18 protein-coding genes and 2 tRNA genes are annotated in these 18,224 nt (G+C 61.8%); 9 read left to right on the forward strand and 11 right to left on the reverse strand.

The features are described from left to right. Nucleotides 1–139: 139 nt before the first annotated feature. The 9 genes from AB0O71_RS06895 to dnaA all read right to left on the reverse strand — a co-directional run bounded on the left by AB0O71_RS06895 (nucleotide 140) and on the right by dnaA (nucleotide 10,857). A tRNA-Ala gene (locus AB0O71_RS06895) sits at nucleotides 140–215 on the reverse strand. A 537-nt stretch (nucleotides 216–752) separates the two neighbouring features. Further along, nucleotides 753–829, reverse strand: a tRNA-Ile gene (locus AB0O71_RS06900). A 96-nt stretch (nucleotides 830–925) separates the two neighbouring features. Next, a complete protein-coding gene (locus tag AB0O71_RS06905) occupies nucleotides 926–1,333 on the reverse strand; it encodes a DUF3566 domain-containing protein (protein ID WP_363743601.1) in 408 nt (135 codons plus the stop codon). Continuing rightward, nucleotides 1,326–3,833 (reverse strand): DNA gyrase subunit A, encoded by a 2,508-nt coding sequence (gyrA, locus tag AB0O71_RS06910; protein WP_363743902.1) that lies wholly within the window; start codon nucleotides 3,831–3,833, stop codon nucleotides 1,326–1,328. Before gyrA ends, AB0O71_RS06905 begins: the two co-directional genes overlap by 8 nt. 52 nt (nucleotides 3,834–3,885) lie before the next feature. Then, on the reverse strand, nucleotides 3,886–5,880 hold the full coding sequence (gyrB, locus tag AB0O71_RS06915; RefSeq protein ID WP_363743604.1) for a DNA topoisomerase (ATP-hydrolyzing) subunit B: 1,995 nt from the start codon (nucleotides 5,878–5,880) through the stop codon (nucleotides 3,886–3,888). A gap of 242 nt (nucleotides 5,881–6,122) precedes the next feature. Beyond that, nucleotides 6,123–6,614, reverse strand: a complete 492-nt coding sequence (locus tag AB0O71_RS06920; protein ID WP_363743606.1) for a DciA family protein — start codon at nucleotides 6,612–6,614, stop codon at nucleotides 6,123–6,125. Then, entirely contained in the window at nucleotides 6,611–7,891 is a 1,281-nt protein-coding gene (gene recF / locus AB0O71_RS06925; RefSeq protein WP_363743608.1) for a DNA replication/repair protein RecF, read from the reverse strand. Before recF ends, AB0O71_RS06920 begins: the two co-directional genes overlap by 4 nt. 7 nt (nucleotides 7,892–7,898) lie before the next feature. Next, complete coding sequence (gene dnaN / locus AB0O71_RS06930) at nucleotides 7,899–9,041, reverse strand: DNA polymerase III subunit beta (protein ID WP_363743610.1); 1,143 nt, start codon at nucleotides 9,039–9,041, stop codon at nucleotides 7,899–7,901. A 400-nt stretch (nucleotides 9,042–9,441) separates the two neighbouring features. Further along, nucleotides 9,442–10,857: a chromosomal replication initiator protein DnaA gene (gene dnaA, locus AB0O71_RS06935; protein ID WP_363743904.1), complete on the reverse strand. Its 1,416-nt coding sequence runs from the start codon at nucleotides 10,855–10,857 to the stop codon at nucleotides 9,442–9,444. A gap of 467 nt (nucleotides 10,858–11,324) precedes the next feature. Here dnaA and rpmH point away from each other — a divergent pair, with 467 nt between their 5' ends. The 9 genes from rpmH to AB0O71_RS06980 are packed head-to-tail and all read left to right on the forward strand — an operon-like array spanning nucleotide 11,325 to nucleotide 16,747. Further along, complete coding sequence (rpmH, locus tag AB0O71_RS06940) at nucleotides 11,325–11,462, forward strand: 50S ribosomal protein L34 (protein ID WP_010155609.1); 138 nt, start codon at nucleotides 11,325–11,327, stop codon at nucleotides 11,460–11,462. A gap of 25 nt (nucleotides 11,463–11,487) precedes the next feature. Beyond that, nucleotides 11,488–11,850 carry a ribonuclease P protein component gene (gene rnpA / locus AB0O71_RS06945; RefSeq protein WP_363743613.1) on the forward strand — a complete coding sequence of 121 codons (363 nt, stop codon included), beginning with the start codon at nucleotides 11,488–11,490 and terminating at the stop codon, nucleotides 11,848–11,850. A gap of 8 nt (nucleotides 11,851–11,858) precedes the next feature. Beyond that, nucleotides 11,859–12,155: a membrane protein insertion efficiency factor YidD gene (yidD, locus tag AB0O71_RS06950; protein ID WP_363743615.1), complete on the forward strand. Its 297-nt coding sequence runs from the start codon at nucleotides 11,859–11,861 to the stop codon at nucleotides 12,153–12,155. A gap of 4 nt (nucleotides 12,156–12,159) precedes the next feature. Beyond that, the gene (gene yidC, locus AB0O71_RS06955; RefSeq protein ID WP_090145791.1) at nucleotides 12,160–13,113 is read left to right on the forward strand and encodes a membrane protein insertase YidC; all 954 of its coding nucleotides are present in this window, start codon (nucleotides 12,160–12,162) and stop codon (nucleotides 13,111–13,113) included. Next, the gene (locus tag AB0O71_RS06960) at nucleotides 13,110–13,619 is read left to right on the forward strand and encodes a R3H domain-containing nucleic acid-binding protein (protein ID WP_363743618.1); all 510 of its coding nucleotides are present in this window, start codon (nucleotides 13,110–13,112) and stop codon (nucleotides 13,617–13,619) included. Before yidC ends, AB0O71_RS06960 begins: the two co-directional genes overlap by 4 nt. A gap of 41 nt (nucleotides 13,620–13,660) precedes the next feature. Then, nucleotides 13,661–14,323: a 16S rRNA (guanine(527)-N(7))-methyltransferase RsmG gene (rsmG, locus tag AB0O71_RS06965; RefSeq protein ID WP_363743619.1), complete on the forward strand. Its 663-nt coding sequence runs from the start codon at nucleotides 13,661–13,663 to the stop codon at nucleotides 14,321–14,323. Continuing rightward, the gene (locus AB0O71_RS06970) at nucleotides 14,316–15,233 is read left to right on the forward strand and encodes an AAA family ATPase (RefSeq protein ID WP_363743620.1); all 918 of its coding nucleotides are present in this window, start codon (nucleotides 14,316–14,318) and stop codon (nucleotides 15,231–15,233) included. Before rsmG ends, AB0O71_RS06970 begins: the two co-directional genes overlap by 8 nt. 3 nt (nucleotides 15,234–15,236) lie before the next feature. Then, nucleotides 15,237–16,247 carry a ParB/RepB/Spo0J family partition protein gene (locus AB0O71_RS06975; RefSeq protein ID WP_363743622.1) on the forward strand — a complete coding sequence of 337 codons (1,011 nt, stop codon included), beginning with the start codon at nucleotides 15,237–15,239 and terminating at the stop codon, nucleotides 16,245–16,247. 41 nt (nucleotides 16,248–16,288) lie between these two features. Further along, on the forward strand, nucleotides 16,289–16,747 hold the full coding sequence (locus tag AB0O71_RS06980) for an SRPBCC family protein (protein WP_363743624.1): 459 nt from the start codon (nucleotides 16,289–16,291) through the stop codon (nucleotides 16,745–16,747). A 98-nt stretch (nucleotides 16,748–16,845) separates the two neighbouring features. On the opposite strand, the gene trxA is transcribed toward AB0O71_RS06980, so the two are convergent. Both trxA and trxB read right to left on the reverse strand, forming a co-directional pair. Further along, entirely contained in the window at nucleotides 16,846–17,169 is a 324-nt protein-coding gene (gene trxA, locus AB0O71_RS06985) for a thioredoxin (RefSeq protein ID WP_090145796.1), read from the reverse strand. Between the two features lie 27 nt (nucleotides 17,170–17,196). Beyond that, nucleotides 17,197–18,150 carry a thioredoxin-disulfide reductase gene (gene trxB / locus AB0O71_RS06990; protein ID WP_363743627.1) on the reverse strand — a complete coding sequence of 318 codons (954 nt, stop codon included), beginning with the start codon at nucleotides 18,148–18,150 and terminating at the stop codon, nucleotides 17,197–17,199. Between the last annotated feature and the right edge of the window lie 74 nt (nucleotides 18,151–18,224).

Raw genomic sequence — 18,224 nt, forward strand, 5'->3', positions numbered from 1 at the left:
GGTCGCGAGCCCCCGCGTCGACGTCGGAGTCGTGGTGCACATCACCGCGGACGCAGCCCCCGCGGGCGAGCGGACAGATTGCACAGGCGACGTTCCACGTGAAACGAAACAGCCCCCGTCGAACTCGACGGGGGCTTGCTGGTGGATCCTGGGAGAATCGAACTCCCGACATCCTGCTTGCAAAGCAGGCACTCTACCAACTGAGTTAAGGACCCGAGGGAAGTTCACGACCTCCGCTCGCTGCTCCTGTACATGACCGGAACAACTTGATCTACTTTACAGACATCTCTGCCGAAGTGCAAAATCGATGAAGGATCAGGGATTCGGGCATCGACGCGTGAGTTCGGCTCAGGGAGGTGCATTGCAGCACATGTAACCTTGCGAATCCGCACTTCCGCCGAAACGCGTTGGACTCACGCGCATTCATCTCAGTATGCACGGGCGCACCGCAACCGAAGCAAACGAGAGTGGGGACTGGGTCGATCGTTCCTCGCATTGGGTCGTCACACCGGTACCGCGAAGCACAGCGCCAGGGAGCCCATGACCATCGCGGCCGCCCAGTTCTTCTTGTTGGCGGGCCGCCGTCGTTTCCGCTTGCCCATCGTTCCCACTGTGGTTCGCGCGCACGTACGTGTGTGACGAGAGGTCGACGTGGAGGTACTCGTGTGCATCAGTCCACTATCCGGGGTCGACGGAACTCCCCTGAAAACCACGAAAGTCCCGCCGGAATCAGCGGGACTTTCGTGTGGTTGTGGTGGGGCTACCAGGACTTGAACCTGGGACCTCTTCATTATCAGTGAAGCGCTCTAACCACCTGAGCTATAGCCCCTCGACCAAGCAATGACTCTACCCGAACTCCAGACAAATCCGAAATCGTCCTCGAATACCGGGCGTGGCCCGGTCCGTTCTCGGACCGGGCCATTGCTCAGTTGCTGGTGAATCCGAGTTGGAATCCACCCAGAACCCGCACGAGCAGGTTGTACACGAGCGATCCGACGGCCCCGAGCGCGGTGCCGACGATCACGTTCAGAATGCCGACGACGACCGAGAATCCGAGCACCTGCGGGAAGCCGATGATCTTCATCAGACTGTTGTCTTCGCCCACGATATCCATGAAGAGCTGATCGACCTGCGCGAAGACGCCGGTTTGCAGCAGCACGGTGTAGATCAGAATCGTCGCGACCACACTCACGATCGCGAAGCAGATCGCCACGAGGAAGGAGAACTTCACCGCCGACCAGAAGTCGACATACACGAGCTTGAGACGAACCTGCTTCGCCGGCGCCTTCTTACGGGTCTTCTTGGCCAGCTTGTCGGCGACAGTGTTACTCATTCAGGTCTTCCTCGTTTTCCGCGTTCTCGGGCCCGGGGGCCTCGGACTCATCGTCGTCGAGCCCACGCTCCGGATTGCGCGCGATGCCAATAATACGGTCCTGCTCTGGGAATCGTGCGAAGACCACACCCATGGTGTTTCGACCCTTCGCCGGTACCTCGGCGACACCCGAGCGCACAACTTTGCCGCTTGCGAGTACTGCGAGCACCTCGTCGGTGGAGTCGACAATCAGCGAACCGACCAGTACGCCACGGTTCTCATCGAGTTTCGCGACCTTGATGCCGTACCCGCCACGTTGCTGCACGCGGTACTCATCGACCGCTGTACGCTTCGCATAGCCGCCTTCGGTGACGACGAAGACGAATCCGCCGCTCCCATCGATCCGCGATGCACCGAGCAGGGCGTCGCCCTCTCTGAAGTTCATTCCACGAACACCGCTCGTCGACCGGCCCATCGGCCGAAGGGCCTGATCAGATGCCGTGAAGCGCACTGACATGCCGTGCCGCGACACGAGGAGCACGTCATCGCTCGCCTCCGCGATGAGCGCAGATACGAGCTCGTCACCGTCGCGCAATTTGATGGCGATGATGCCGCCCGTCCGGTTCGTGTCGTACTCGGTGAGCGCAGTCTTCTTGACCAGTCCGTCGCGCGTCGCGAGCACCAGATATCCGGCCACAGCGAAGTCGCGTACGTCGAGAATCTGGGTGACCTGCTCCTCGGGGGCGAGCGCGAGCAGATTCGCGAGGTGCTGGCCCTTCGAGTCTCGCCCGGCCTCCGGGACCTCATACGTCTTCGCACGGTACACGCGCCCCGTGTTCGTGAAGAACAAGAGCCAATGGTGCGTCGTAGTCACGAAGAAGTGCTCGACGATGTCGTCTGCGCGCAGCTGAGCGCCCTTGACGCCCTTCCCGCCGCGATGCTGCGATCGGTAGTTGTCGATTCGCGTGCGCTTGACGTAGCCGCCACGGGTGACCGTGACCACCATCTCCTCTTCCGGAATCAGGTCCTCCATCGACATGTCGCCGTCGAACCCGTGCAAGATGTTCGTGCGGCGGTCGTCCCCGAATTTGGTGACGATCTCGCCGAGCTCGCGCACCACAATGCTGCGCTGCTCCAATGGTGACGCAAGGATAGCCTCATACTCAGCAATCTGAGCCTCGAGTTTGGCCGCGAGATCCAGAATCTTCTGGCGTTCGAGTGCCGCGAGTCGACGCAGCTGCAGACCGAGGATCGCGTCGGCTTGAATCTGGTCCACGTCGAGCAGCGCCATGAGCCCCTCGCGCGCCTCGTCCACCGTGGGTGAGCGACGGATCAGGGCGATGACCTCGTCCAACGCGTCGAGCGCCTTCAGGTAGCCGCGCTGAATGTGGGCTTCGGCCTCCGCCTTCTTGAGGCGATACGCCGTTCGGCGCACGATGACCTCGATCTGGTGCTTCGCCCAGGCCGAAATGAAACCGTCGAGTGCGAGCGTGCGAGGAATGCCGTCGACGATCGCGAGCATGTTCGCGCCAAAGTTCTCCTGCAGCTGCGTGTGCTTGTAGAGGTTGTTCAGCACCACCTTGGCGATCGCGTCGCGCTTCAGCACGACAACCAAGCGCTGACCGGTTCGGCCGCTCGATTCGTCGCGGATATCGGCGATCCCCTGGACCTTGTGCTCCTTCACAAGGTCAGCGATCTTCACCGCGAGATTATCGGGATTCACCTGGTAGGGCAGTTCGGTGACGACCAAACAGGTGCGCCCCTGGATCTCCTCGATATTGACGACGGCACGCATCGTGATCGATCCGCGGCCCGTTCGATACGCCTCGCGAATGCCCTTGGTTCCCAGAATCTGAGCTCCGGTTGGGAAGTCGGGGCCGTGCACGCGTTCCATGAGCGCTTCGAGGAGCTCCTCGCGAGTGGCCTCGGGATGCTCGAGATGCCAGATCGCAGCTTCTGAGACTTCGCGAAGGTTATGGGGGGGAATGTTCGTCGCCATGCCGACCGCGATGCCGACAGAACCATTGACGAGCAGGTTCGGGAACCGCGATGTCAGAACCGTGGGTTCTTGCGTGCGGCCGTCATAGTTGTCCTGGAAATCGACGGTGTCTTCGTCGATGTCACGCACCATCTCCATGGCGAGCGGCGACATCTTCGTCTCGGTGTAACGGTGGGCGGCCGCGCCATCGTTTCCGGGTGAGCCGAAGTTGCCCTGACCGAGCGCCAGCGGGTACCGCAGCGTCCACGGCTGCACGAGGCGAACCAGTGAGTCGTACACCGCGCTGTCACCGTGAGGATGGAACTGGCCCATCACATCGCCGATCACGCGCGTGCACTTCGAGAAGGCCTTGTCGGGTCGGTATCCCCCGTCGTACATCGTGTAGATCACACGACGGTGCACCGGCTTGAGGCCGTCACGTACGTCGGGAAGTGCGCGCCCGACGATCACGCTCATTGCGTAGTCGAGATACGACCGTTGCATCTCGAGCTGCAAGTCGACCTGATCGATGCGGCCGTGCATGGCGTGGTCCTCGGCCACCGTTGCGTCCGTTTCCGTCTCCGGGGTTTCGTTTTCAGATGTCAAGGAAGCGCACGTCCTTCGCGTTCTGCTGAATGAAGGTGCGGCGGGCCTCAACATCTTCGCCCATAAGGGTCGCGAAGATCTCGTCGGCGATAGCCGCGTCATCCATGGTGACCTGCAGCAGTGTGCGGGTCTCGGGGTTCATCGTGGTTTCCCACAGTTCTTCGTGGTTCATCTCGCCCAGGCCCTTGTAACGCTGGACACCGCTCTCCTTCATCAGGCGTCTCCCCCGTTCTGCACCGGCAGCGAGTCGTGAGTCGCGCTCTGCATCGCTGTAGACGTACTCATCTTCTGCGTTCGACCACTTGATGCGATACAGCGGCGGCTGAGCGAGGTACACGTACCCGAGATCGATGAGGGGTCGCATGTAACGGAAGAGCAGGGTGAGCAGCAGTGTGGTGATGTGCTGCCCGTCGACATCGGCATCCGCCATCAGCACGATCTTGTGATAGCGCGCTTTCTCGGGTGTGAAATCTTCTCCGATGCCAGCACCGAACGCCGTGATCATTGCCTGAACCTCGGCGTTATTGAGCGCGCGATCGAGTCGAGCTTTCTCGACGTTCAAGATCTTTCCGCGCAGCGGAAGGATCGCCTGGGTGTGCGGGTTGCGACCGGTTTTCGCGGATCCGCCTGCCGAGTCGCCCTCCACGATGAAGATCTCGGAGATCGTGGGATCCTTGCTCGAACAATCCGAGAGCTTGCCCGGCATTCCGCCGGATTCGAGGAGCCCCTTGCGACGCGCGGTCTCCCGGGCTTTGCGAGCCGCCAGTCGCGCCGTCGCCGCCTGAATCGACTTGCGAATGATGTCTTTTGCGGGGCCTGGGTTCCGTTCGAACCAATCGCCGAGCTGATCTCCGACCACCTTCTGAACGAAAGCCTTCGCTTCCGTGTTTCCGAGTTTCGTCTTCGTCTGGCCCTCGAACTGCGGCTCACCGAGTTTTACGGAGATGACAGCGGTGAGCCCTTCGCGCACATCGTCGCCAGAGAGGTTGTCGTCCTTCTCGCGAAGAATGTTCTTCTCACGCGCGTAACGATTCACAAGTGTCGTCAACGCGGCTCTGAAGCCCTCTTCGTGCGTGCCACCCTCATGTGTGTTGATCGTATTTGCGTAGGTGTGCACGCTCTCCGTGTAGGAGGTGGTCCACTGCATCGCGACTTCGGCTGCAATCTTTCGTTCCGTGTCCTCGGCTTCGAACGAGATGATCTCTTCGTTGACGAGGTCCGAACGCTTTGCGGCGTTGAGGTGCTGTACGTAGTCCTGAATGCCGTTCTCGTACATGAACTCATCGTGCAGTGCGGGTGGAGCGACCAGTTCGCCTTCCGCGTTCTCCACCGGATCCTGCTCACGGAGGTCCGTCAGCGCGATGCGCAAACCCTTGTTCAAAAAGGCCATCTGCTGGAAGCGGGTGCGGAGGGTTTGGTAGTCGAAATCGACCGTCTCGAAGATATCCGCGCTTGGCCAGAACGTGATGGTGGTACCCGTGACATCGCTCGGCTCCCCCTGCGCGAGAGGAGCGTCAGGAACGCTATTCGTGAACGACATGTTCCACGTGAAACCCTGGCGCTGCACGGTGACTTCGAAGCGGCTCGAGAGCGCGTTCACCACTGACGACCCGACGCCGTGCAGACCACCGGAGACCGCATAGCCTCCACCGCCGAATTTACCGCCCGCGTGCAGAACGGTCAGCACGACCTCGACCGTTGAGCGCCCTTCCGTGGGGTGCTCGTCAACGGGAATGCCGCGGCCATTATCGACCACGCGCACTCCGCCGTCAGCAAGGATCGTGACATCGATGAAATCGCAGTACCCGGCCAGTGCCTCGTCCACTGAATTGTCCACGATCTCATACACCAGGTGATGCAATCCCCGAGGACCGGTCGAGCCGATGTACATGCCAGGCCGTTTGCGTACCGCCTCAAGCCCCTCAAGCACCTGGATCGCTCCGGCACCGTAATCTTCACTGGCGGTGGCCTGCTCTGCACTCATACGTAGATTGATCCTTATCTGGGCGTCTCAGGGCGCGATTGAACCCCGCATACTTCCGCCTACCAGCTTATCAAGTTTCAGGCCTTCAGCGGGGCATTGCGGGCCTCACAAAGCGCTGATTCGAGCGGGATCGTCCCCTTGGCCGCGGGTCGTGCGCTCCGAGCTTCATTTCGGGCTGATTCACGTCCGATTCGGCAGCGCTGATGGCAAGAAACGAAACCACGGAAATGCGGTCCGCTCCCTCACCCGTACGTATCCCGAGGACCCCTTCCGGGAACCGACCGGATACCATGGCGCCAGCTCGGCGCACCAGGTGCCAGAAACCTCAGGTCTCGGATCTCAGAATCCGGATAGTCCCTGAGCAGTCGCGTAAGCAATTCGCCACGGAGCCGGCGCAGTTCAGTGGCCCACGTCGTTGAGTCACACTGGACTTGCAGCACTCCGTGGCTGATTCCGACTACTGTCGTATGCTCCGCCGTAGCTTCACCCGCGAACTCCGGCCACTCCCCGATCAGGCGCGCCTGCTCGAGTTCGACACTCCAACCCATTTCACTCGCCACGTTGACCAGCACATCTGCGAGCGCTCGAGGATCGCGACCGAAGCCGAATGGGCTTCCCCCCGGCGCATCCGCGTTGCTTCGCTGCGACCTCCGCCGTTGTGGTACCCCACGCCATACGGATTTAGCGCGAAGATACGCATCAGAGGTGAACGCGGCCTCCGAGTCGCGGTTCACTCGTCCTCCTCGAATGGCGACGAGCCCGGCCCTTGGGAAGGAGTGGCGCTTCCCCGAACCGTCGCTCCTTCTGTATTGTCGCGATCCTCGCTCACGCCGACATCAATCCCAGCGTCCGCATCGTGCTGCACCTTCCCGGCACTGATGCGCATGCGTCGCCAGGGCACGTCATTCGGCACGTCGGATTCCACCGCAGCGGTCACGATGACCTGCTCATAGTTCTCGACAGCGGACATCAGGCGGGCGCGTCGCATCGAGTCGAGCTCGGCAAAGACATCATCGAGAATGATGACCGGGTCCCCCGCGGTCGACTCTGCACGCAACAGTTCCGCGAGCGCGAGTTTGAGCGAAAGCGCGAACGACCATGACTCGCCGTGGCTCGCATACCCCTTTACTGGGAGCCCGTTCAGCGATAACGCAAGGTCATCTCGATGCGGACCGACTAAGGTTACGCCGCGATCAATCTCACGGGAGCGTAGGAGTGCGAGCGCCTCTCGAAACTGCGCTGCGAGGGTTTCACGTGAAACGTTCGCTGATGACTCAATCGATAGCGTTTCACGTGAAACGTCCGACTGGGGTATCGCCTCCACGACCGACTCCACAACCCGGAGCGTCGGCGCGTGATCAGAGCCCACCAGCTCCTGATAGTGATCATGCAACGGGCCGCCGAGATCGCGAACCAGTTCACGGCGCGCGAGCATAATCTGCACACCGAACTCGACGAGCTGGTCGTCCCACACCGGTAGGGTCGCCAGAGCAGATTGTCCCCGCGATCGAGCACTTTTCAGCAACGATGTGCGTTGCCTCACGACGCGGTCGTAGTCCGCGAGAGCGCCCGCGGCGACGGGATGCCGCGCGAGGAGTGCATCGTCGAGGAACCGCCGGCGTCCTGATGGCTCTCCTCGAACGATAATGAGGTCTTCTGGCGCGAAAGCGACCGCAGAGAACCACCGGGTTACTTCACGCGGACGCACCGAGTTCCCATTTACCTGAGCCCGATTTGCTCTGCCCTGATTCAGTTGCAGCTCGAGACGCACTTCCCGGTCGCCCGATCGTACACGCATACGGACGATGGCTGATTGCTGACCGGCACGAATCAGCGCCGTGTCCCCCGTCACGCGGTGGGATCGCAGCGTGGCGAAGTACGCTATCGCCTCAACGAGATTCGTCTTTCCCTGACCATTCCGACCGACAATCAGATTGGGCCCTGCAGAAAGCGGCAACTCCGCTGCGCCATAGTTGCGGAAGTCGCCGAGCGTCAGATGCGCCACCCGCATCTCGGACCTAACGCAGAAGCAGGTTCGGCTGCAGCAGGTAGCGGAAGCTCTTCTCGTCCGCGTCGTCCTTGCTGCGCTGACTCGTGATCAGCACCGGCCCGGGCTTGCCCGGATTGTCCGTACGCGTGAATCCGATCCGAGCGAACTCGGAATGAGTGGAGCGGAGACCATCGAGCAGGAACTGCGGCTTCAGCGACACAACCATCTCGTCGCCGACGAGGTGCGCGTCGACCGTTTCGACGGCCTGCGCAGATTCCGTGCCCGCCGCCTCCAGAGTCACCGTGCCTTCCGCGAACGAGAACCGCAAAGCGGCCTCACGCTCAAGCACAAGGCCCACGCGGCCGACGGCTTCGACCAGCTCCGAAGTGCTGATCACAGCATAGTTTTCGATGTTCTCCGGAAACAGACGACCCACTGGTGGATAGTTTCCCTTGATGAGCAAGGAGGTCACGGTCTTCGTGCCGCCGGTGAATGCGATCAGCTCACGATCCGCATCCTTCACGATGCTGACTTGCACCTCACCTACACCGGCGAAGGTCTTGCCCACTTCCGTCACGATCTTCGAGGGAACCAACGCCGTCAGCGCTTCACCCGAATCGCGGTGCTCCCAATCGATGCTGCGGGTAGCCACACGATAGCGGTCTGTCGCAGTCAACGTCACTGAGTTGCTATCGATCTCGAACTGCACTCCGGTGATCACCGGGGTCACGTCGTCCTTCGAAGCCGCCAATGAGACCTGCGAGACCGCTTCCGAAAACACATCAGCGGGCATCGATCCTGACACAGTGTCGATCCGGGGTACCTGCGGGTACTCCTCCACCGGCATTGCGGGAAGGCTGAAGGAAGCGGAACCGCAGCGAACTTCGACTCTGCTCTCAAGCAACGAGACTTCAACGTCAGAGTGCGGCAAACGCTGTGCAATTTCGCCCAAGAGCCGACCAGAAACCAATGCGCGACCGCCTTCGGCGACCACCGCGGTGATCGACGTCCGAGCTGAAACCTCGTAATCGAACGAGGAAACTGTGAGCTGATCACCATCAGCTTCGATGAGTGCACCACTCAAGAGCGGCTGAGTCGGCCGCGGCGGGAGCAACTTGACCGCAAAAGACACGGCGTCGCTGAATACGTCACGATTGACGGTAAATCGCATCGGGCTTCCCTTCGCACGCGTTCTGGGTCGCGTCGTTCTCCTCGGCCTCACAATCTTTGCATACTCGGGAGCGCGCAACATGCGGTCTGTTGCTTCGCATGTTCGCAGAGTGCTGGGTGGAGCGGTGACGGAGTGTGTGATCGAGTGCCCGTTGAAAGAATGAGAAGTGTTAACAGTGTTAACGGCTGTGGATTCTGTGGATAACTCCGCTGAGCCCAATTCTTGTAACGGAACTACACCTCTGTGAGTTGTGCAATCGCCGTGGATAGACCCGGATCCCCGGAATCACGCGGGCTCTTGAGCACGGATGCTCCCTCACAGGCGAAGGGGATTCATGCACAATAGGGGCCGAGTTCTCCCCAACTATCCACATGTGCATGGAGAACTGTGGATAACTGCGCTACCGCGAACCCTGCTTGATGCGGGTGGTGAGCTCCGTGACCTGGTTGTAGATGGATCGACGTTCCGCGATGAGCTGGGAAATCTTCTTATGGGCGTACATGACCGTCGTGTGATCCCGGCCGCCGAACAGCTGTCCGATTTTGGGAAGTGACAGGGGGGTAAGTTCGCGGCAGAGATACATGGCAATCTGTCGTGAGGTTGCGATCTGCTGTGCGCGTGTCGGGCCGTACAGGTCGTCGACGGAAAGATCGAAGTACTCGGCGGTCTTGCTGATGATGTCGGAGGGCTGCACCTCGTTGTCGGCGTCAAGAGTGATCAGATCTTTCAGCACCGTGTGAACGAGCTGCATATCGATGCGCTGCTGGTTCAGGCTGGCATACGCGGTGACTCGGATCAGAGTGCCTTCGAGCTCTCGAATATTCGATGAGAACTTGCTCGCGATGAACTCGAGGATGCTGTAGTCGACTTCGAGGTTTTCACGCTCGGCTTTCTTGCGCAGGATCGCAATCCTGGTTTCAAGATCGGGGACCTGAATATCGGTCAGCAGCCCCCATTCGAAGCGAGAGAGCATCCGTTCCTCGAACCCGCGGAGCTGCTTCGGTTGCACATCACTCGTGATGACCACCTGCTTGTTGTGGTCGTGCAGCGTGTTGAAGGTGTGGAAGAACGCTTCTTGGGTTTCGACCTTGTCCTCGAGGAACTGGATGTCGTCGACCAGCAGAATGTCGACGCTTCGATAGCGCGCGTGGAAGGCAGCGCCCTGGTTGTTCGCAATCGAATTGATGAAGTCGTTCGTGAAGTCTTCTGAGCTGACGTACCGAACGCGCACATCGGGAAAGAGTTCTCGAGCGTAGTGCCCGATCGCGTGGAGCAGGTGGGTCTTGCCGAGCCCAGAGTCGCCATAGATGAACAGCGGGTTGTACGCACGCGCCGGGGCTTCCGCGACGGCGACAGCCGCAGCGTGAGCGAACCGGTTCGACTGACCAATGACGAAGCTGTCGAAGCGGTACTTCTCATTGAGTCGGCTGTCGAGCGTCTCATCCGCACCGTGTCGACGACGCGGCTCCGCGACGGGGCGCTGAGCATCTTGACGCGGCGAATCGAATCGGGATCCAACAAATCCGCCGGTGTCGAAGTCTCGAGGGTGTTCAGACTGGTTCGCGGGCTCTGGCGCGGGCTCAGGGTCGATGTCAGGGTGTGCGTCTTCGTCGACGATGACGATGAAGTTATCGATCTCGTTCGCCTCTGGGATCCTGGCGATTGCCGCCATAATCGCGGGCCGAAGTCGGTTCTCGAGAAGTTTGAGCGTGAAGTCGAGCTGTACTGCGAGGTAGAGCGTGCCGGCAGCGATGCCACGGGGCAGTGCAAGTGCGAGCTGGGCGCCTACCGCAGGCCCCACCGCCGGATCGCTCATGACCGCCTGGGTGACGCGATCCCAGACTTCCTGCAGTTCGTCCTCAGTCACGTCGCTCCCGGCTCAATATTCATGAAGAATGCCTGTTATACCCAGGCTTATCCACAGAGGGACGGGCACAATCTCGCGGAAAGTCAGCGGAGTGCGGCCGTGTGGAAACGCTTGCGCCAACGTTAGTCACAGATTTGTCCACAGGCAAGTCGACATTCGAAAGTCGCTCAGGGGTGGGCGATACAGCTGCCTGGCTCGTGAACGTATGCGTCTGCTCGTGCAACAACTTTGACGGGATCGCCCGAAAGGCGTAGAGTGAAGACCTTGTATGGGTGGCTCGTGTGAGACGAGTGCGTCATCGTGCTCGAAATACTTCGACGCCCGAGCAGACGCACGCACACGGGTAAGCCAGCATCCGACTTCCTCGCCGTCCGAGAGGCGCGGGGATCTATTCCATAAGTCACGGAGTCTTCATTATGAGCAAGCGTACCTTCCAGCCCAATAACCGCCGCCGCGCCAAGGTGCACGGCTTCCGCGCACGCATGCGCACCCGTGCGGGTCGCGCCATCGTCGCAGCTCGACGCGGCAAGGGCCGCTCGAAGCTCACCGCGTAATCGTTGTAACTCCCCGGCGTCGATCATGCCTGCACGGCGCAATCGAGTCACCCGGGGCGAGGACTACCGGCAGACCGTTCGTGCCGGACGCCGCGTGGGTGGTGCATTGTGCATCACCCACGCGGTTTTGCGTTCTCCCGAGGCGGAAGCACGCTTCGGGTTCATCATCTCGAAGGCCGTTGGCAACGCGGTGACTCGCAATCTGGTGCGGCGTCGCATGAAGTCGATCGTTGATGAACGCATCCACGCAGGCATGACGGGAATCGATGTGGTCTTCCGCGCCCTTCCCGCGTGCGCCGAAGCGAGCTTCACGGAGCTCCGACGCGAGATCAATCGCGCGCTCGACCGCGTGCAGAACGAACAGACTCGGTCGGGTTCGCACGTATGATCCGGATCATGACAGAGTTGTGGCTCATTCCGCGCAATGCGGCGATCGCGTGTATGCATGCGTATCGCCGACTGGTCTCCCCCTTGTACGGCGAAGTGTGCAGGTATTATCCATCGTGTTCCAGATACGCTGTTGAGGCGTATCAAATCCGCGGCTTCATCGTCGGAACCGCGCTCACTGCGTGGCGGTTGCTGCGTTGCAATCCTTTCACCGCCGGCGGCGTCGATGACGTGCCGCCGCGTGCGCACTCCCACTTCGTGACCAACACCCGCGGCTTCGTCCGCCCCATCGAGCGAAAGGCTTAACCCGGTGGACTTCTTCGAAACAATCCTGTGGCCGCTGCGCTGGCTCGTCGAGCTGGTGCTCGCGGTCTGGCATCAAGCCTTCACCTGGATCGGCATGGATCCAGAATCGGGTCTGACGTGGGTACTCTCCATCATCGGCCTCGTGGTCGTGGTTCGATCGGCACTCATCCCTGTGACCGTGCGGCAGATCAAGTCGCAGCGCCGCATGATGGATCTCGCGCCCGAGATGAAGAAGATCCAGGACAAGTACAAGGGCAAGAAGGATCAGTACTCTCGCGAGGCCATGAGCCGCGAGACGATGGCGCTGTACAAGAAGCACGGGACGAACCCGTTCTCTTCGTGCCTGCCCATCCTCATCCAGATGCCCGTCTTCTTCTCGCTCTTCTACGTGCTGCGCCATGCTTCGGACAACACGACCGGCATCGGCTTCATGACGGCCGAACTCACGAAGAACTTCAACGCCGCCGAGCTCTTCGGCGCTCCGCTGAAGATGACCTTCACGCAGGGTTGGGAGTCAGGCAACTGGACGGTCGTGGTGCTCCTGGGCATCAATGTGATCCTGATGATCGGTTCGCAGTTCTTCACGCAGCTGCAGATCATGTCGAAGAACGTCTCGGACGAGACGAAGAACTCCCCGATGTACCGCCAGCAGCGCATTCTGCTCTACATCATCCCGTTCGCGTTCCTCTTCTCCGGCGTAGCGTTCCCGCTCGCGTTGAACGTCTACTGGTTCACCTCGAACCTGTGGACAATGGCGCAGCAGTTCATCGTGATCCGCAATATGCCGACGCCGGGCAGCGACGCTTGGCGAGCGCGCCAGGAGCGCCTCAAGGCGAAGGGCAAGCTGACCGACGACGAGAAGCGCGCGCAGGCTCGTGGCGAGGAGATCGCTCCCCCGAAAGCCGGCCAGCGCCAGCAGCCGGTCAGTGCGAAGCGTTCGAAGAAGAAGGGCAAGTGACTGTGACCGACGATCGCACCGCAACAGATTCTGCTTCGGAGGAGCTCAGTCTCGAGGAGCTCGAGGCTGACGGGGATCTCGCAGCCGACTACATCGAAGGTCTGCTCGATATCGCTGACCTCGACGGCGATATCGATATCGACGTCGCCAATGGGCGCGCCTACGTTTCAGTCACGGGCGGAGACGCGAATCTCGATCGCTTGACCGGCGCGGATACCGTGCAAGCGCTTCAGGATCTCACCCGGCTCGCCGTTCAGGCCAAGACCGGACGCTTCTCGCGTCTCATCGTGGATGTGGGCGGATCCCGCGATGCTCGCGCGATCGAGCTCAAGCGCATGGTCGACGCCGCCGTCGCGCAGATCGCGGCGGGACGCGACGAGGTCGAACTCGAGCCGATGTCGTCGTACGAGCGCAAACTCGTTCACGATGACGTGGCGGATCGCGGGTACTTCTCGGAGTCGCGCGGCGAAGGCCGCGACCGCCGACTCGTCATCAGTCGCGCGTAAGTACGCAGCTCTGTTTCACGTGAAACTCCGGAAGGACCGCCATGCCCGTTGAGCAGGTGATCGAGCAGGAACCTGCTGCTGCAGCGGTTCTCGCCGGTGAACGCGTCGAAGTGCTGCGAGCGTTCACCGCGGACCTCGGCGCCCGTGGTGAAGAGCTCGGCCTGATCGGCCCGCTCGAGGCACCGCGGCTCTGGACGCGGCACGTGCTCAACAGTGCTCTGCTTGCTCCCCTCATCGTGAGCGGGGCCCGTGTGGCCGATATCGGAACGGGTGGCGGCATGCCCGGTCTCGTTCTGGCGATCGTTCGTCCTGATGCCCATTTCCTGTTCATCGAACCCATGGAGCGCCGTTGCGTCTGGCTCCAAGAACAGATCCGGCTCCTCGGACTGACGAACGCAGAGGTGCGGCGCGGTCGTGCAGAAGAATTCCACGACGCCTTCGAAGTGGATCAGATCACCGCACGCGCCGTCACCGCACTGCGCAAGCTCGTACCGATCGCCGCGCCGCTATTGCGCGACGGCGGTGAAATGCTCTTCTTGAAGGGCGCCTCGGTCGCCGAAGAGGTCGAGACCGCGCACAAGGTGCTGCGCAAGCATCGAGTGCGAGATACCACCGTCGAGGAGCTGGGCACCGAGTTGTTCTCCCAAGGGCTCCTCGCTGAAACGACGCGTGTCTTTCGAGCTAAAATCGTGAGACATGGCTGAAGCGGAGAAGTCGCTCGTCGGCGACCACCTCGTCGACAAGATTCGGCGACGACGCAAACTCGCGGAGACGGTGTCGCCGCTCCCCAGTGAAACACGCATCATCACGGTCTCCAATCAGAAGGGGGGCGTGGGAAAGACAACGACCACGGTCAATCTCGCCGCGGCTTTGGCTCGCCGAGGGGCGACGGTGCTCGTTATCGACATGGACCCGCAGGGCAACGCTTCGACAGCGCTCGGCGTTCCCCACCGACCAGAGATCACCAGTATTTACGACGTGCTGCTCGGCGATGAAACGATTCCCGATGCACTGCAACCGACTTCAGACCACGAAAACCTGTGGTGCGTTCCCTCCACGATCAACCTCGCCGGTGCTGAGATTGAGCTCGTATCGTTGGTGGCGCGTGAACAGCGGTTGCGCACGGCGCTCCAGACCTTCCTCGCCGAATCCGAGCGCACGTATCACTACGTCTTCATCGATTGCCCACCGTCGCTCGGGTTGCTCACGGTGAATGCCTTCGTCGCCGCTGACGAGGTGCTCATACCGATTCAAACCGAGTATTACGCTCTCGAGGGGCTGAGCCAGCTGCTGGGGAACATCCAGCTCATCCAGAAGCATCTCAACCCGGGCCTTCGTATCTCGACCATTCTGCTGACGATGTACGACGCACGAACGAACCTCGCGCAGGAAGTCGCAGGTGAAGTGCGAGCCCACTTCCCCGAGCAGGTGCTCAGTGCGATCGTGCCCCGCTCCGTGCGGATCTCGGAAGCGCCGAGTTATGGACAGACCGTGCACGCGTACGACGGGGCCTCGATCGGCGCCCTCGCGTACCTCGAGGCAGCAGCCGAGATCGCGGAACGCGGGGATCGTGAGTCGGCGGAGTCCGACATTCAGCAAGATGGAAAGGCGTAACGCATGGCGACCAAGAAACGAGGCGGTCTCGGTCGCGGAATCGGCGCGCTGATTCCGCAGTCGTCATCAGGCGAAGAGCGGCCTGTGGACGTGTTCTTCCCCTCGAGCGTCGCGCCGAGCGTCGCTGATTCGACGCCAGGCGACCTGCCCGCGGAGAACGCCGCGGAGGCGCCTGAAGCGGCAGCGCTGCAGGAGGTTCCCGGAGCTCGCCTGACGCGCCTCGACGTCGACGACGTGGTGCCGAACCGCGCGCAGCCGCGTACGGAGTTCGATGAAGAGGCCCTCGACGAGCTGACGCATAGCGTGCGGGAGTTCGGCGTCTTCCAGCCGATTGTGGTGCGCGCGATTGAGCCCGTACCGGTCGAGGGCGCACGGTACGAGTTGATCATGGGCGAACGTCGTCTGCGCGCGTCGAAGCGGGCGGGGCTCGAAACCATTCCGGCGATCGTTCGCACGACGGCAGACGAGCACATGCTGCGCGATGCGTTGCTCGAGAACCTGCATCGCGCCCAGCTGAACCCGTTGGAGGAAGCGTCCGCGTACCAGCAGCTGCTCGCCGATTTCGGGATCACGCAGGAGCAGCTCGCCGAGCGCATCGGTCGTTCACGCCCCCAGGTCTCCAACACGATCCGCCTGCTGCGCCTCCCCGAACCGGTACAGGCTCGTGTCGCTGCGGGCGTGCTGACCGCGGGGCACGCCCGAGCGATCCTCTCGCTCGACGGCGACGTCGACGCGATGCAGCGCCTCGCCGACAAGGTGGTGAATGAAGGCCTCTCGGTGCGTGCAGCTGAGGCTGCCGCCTCGGAAGAGCCGAAGCGCAACAAGCCGAAGCCGCGGGCCGGTGGTGTGCAAGCTCAGCTCGGTGAGATCGCGGAGCGTCTGGGCGATCGCTTCGATACGCGGGTGGCCGTCAAGCTCGGTGCGAAGAAGGGCCAGATCGTCATCGACTTCGCGACCATCGCTGATCTCAAACGCATTCTTACCGATCTCGGGGATCCCGGCTTCGGCGCCTGAGTTGTTCGCGGCCCGGCTCTTCGCTGTGATTGACTGCTTTCATGAGCAATGACGAACGGGTGGTGTCGGTCGAGCGCGAGATCGCGGCGGATGCGGCGACCCTCTTCGAGTTGATCGCGGATCCCGCCCGTCAACCCGAGTGGGACGGGAACGACAACCTCAGCGAGGCAGCACCCGGGCAGCGCGTCTCGGCGGTCGGAGACGTCTTCGTGATGCAGAACGTCGGGGGGAAGTCGCGCGAGAACCACGTGGTCGAATTCGTTGAGGGGCGACGTATCGCCTGGAAGCCGAGCCCGGTCGGCGCGGCCCAGCCCGGTCACCTCTGGCGATGGGAGCTCGAACCTGGTCGTAGCGGTGCGACGCTCGTGCGTCACACGTACGACTGGAGCGGGCTCACCGATCCATCCCGCTACGACCGCGCGCGCTCGTTCACCGACGAGGCGCTGCTCGCGTCGGTCGACCGGCTCGCAGCAGTGGCGACGGACGCCGAGCGCGGGTAAGCACTCGTATAGCTCGGCAGACGCACGAACGGCCGGCGATCGTGTCAGGATCGCCGGCCGTTCGGATTGCGCCGGAGGCTCATCTCCGGTCGCTGGGCTCAGATAATGCCGTCGAGGTGCTTCTCGATCATCGGCTTCGGCATCGCGCCGATGATCTCGCGAACCTCGGCACCGCCCTTGAAGACCTTCATCGCGGGGATCGACGTGATGCGGTACTGGGCTGCGAGGTTCGGGTTCTCATCGACGTTCAACTTCGCGATGATGATCTTTCCCTCGTTCTCAGCTGCGATCTGGTCGAGCACCGGTGCAACGGCACGGCACGGGCCGCACCATTCGGCCCAGAAATCGACGAGTACGGGAACGTCGCTCTGGAGCACGGCCTGCTCGAAGCTCTGCTCGTCTACGGTGATTGCTTGTGACACGGTGACTCCTTCTGACGTTACTTGCGGTTAGACAGTCGCGAGAGCGATCTGCTCGGCTTGCTCGCGCGCCGCGAGATAGTGCTCGGCGTCGAGGGCTGCGACCGTTCCGGAGGCCGCTGCCGTGATGGCCTGGCGATATGACGGATCGACGACGTCGCCGGCGGCGAACACCCCGGGCGACGAGGTCCGCGAGCTGCGGCCTTCGACCGCAATGGTTCCGTCGACAGTGAGGTCGAGTTTGCCGTGCACGAGATGCGTGCGCGGGTCGTTGCCGATCGCGATGAACAGGCCATCGAGGGCGAGATCGCGTTCCGAGCCGTCGACGGTGTCGCGCAGCGTGATGCCGGTGAGTTCGGACTCGCCGTGAATCGCTGCGACCGCAGAGTTCCAGACGAATTCGATCTTCGGGTTGTCGAAGGCGCGCTGCTGCATGATCTTGGACGCCTTGAGCTCTTCGCGGCGGTGGATCACGTAGACCTTGTCGGCGAAGCGGGTGAGAAACGTCGCCTCCTCCATCGCCGAGTCGCCGCCGCCGACGACCGCGATCGTCTTCTCCCGGAAGAAGAATCCGTCGCAGGTCGCGCACCACGAGACGCCGTGACCCGAGAGGCGATCCTCGTCTGCGATGCCCAGCTTGCGGTACGCAGAACCCGTCGCGTAGATCACCGTGTGGGCTTCGTGCACCGAACCGTCTCCGGCCGTGACCCGCTTCATCTCACCCGAGAAATCGACCTCGGTGATGTCGTCGTAGACGACCTCCGTGCCAAACTTCTCGGCCTGCTCCTGCATCTTCTGCATGAGATCAGGGCCCTGCACTCCCTCCGGGAAGCCGGGGAAGTTCTCGACTTCGGTGGTATTCATCAGTTCGCCGCCGATACCCACGGAGCTCGCGAACAGCACCGGCTTGAGACCGGCACGCGCAGCGTAGATGGCCGCGGTGAAACCGGCGGGGCCGGATCCGATGATGATGATCTCGTGCATGACGCTCCTTGCACACCTGGGGATGGGGTCGCGGTAATGACCGCTCGGGTGATACAACCCATCCTAGGCGCGCA

Source organism: Leucobacter sp. NPDC077196 (genome assembly GCF_040687075.1).
Taxonomy (GTDB): Bacteria; Actinomycetota; Actinomycetes; order Actinomycetales; family Microbacteriaceae; genus Leucobacter.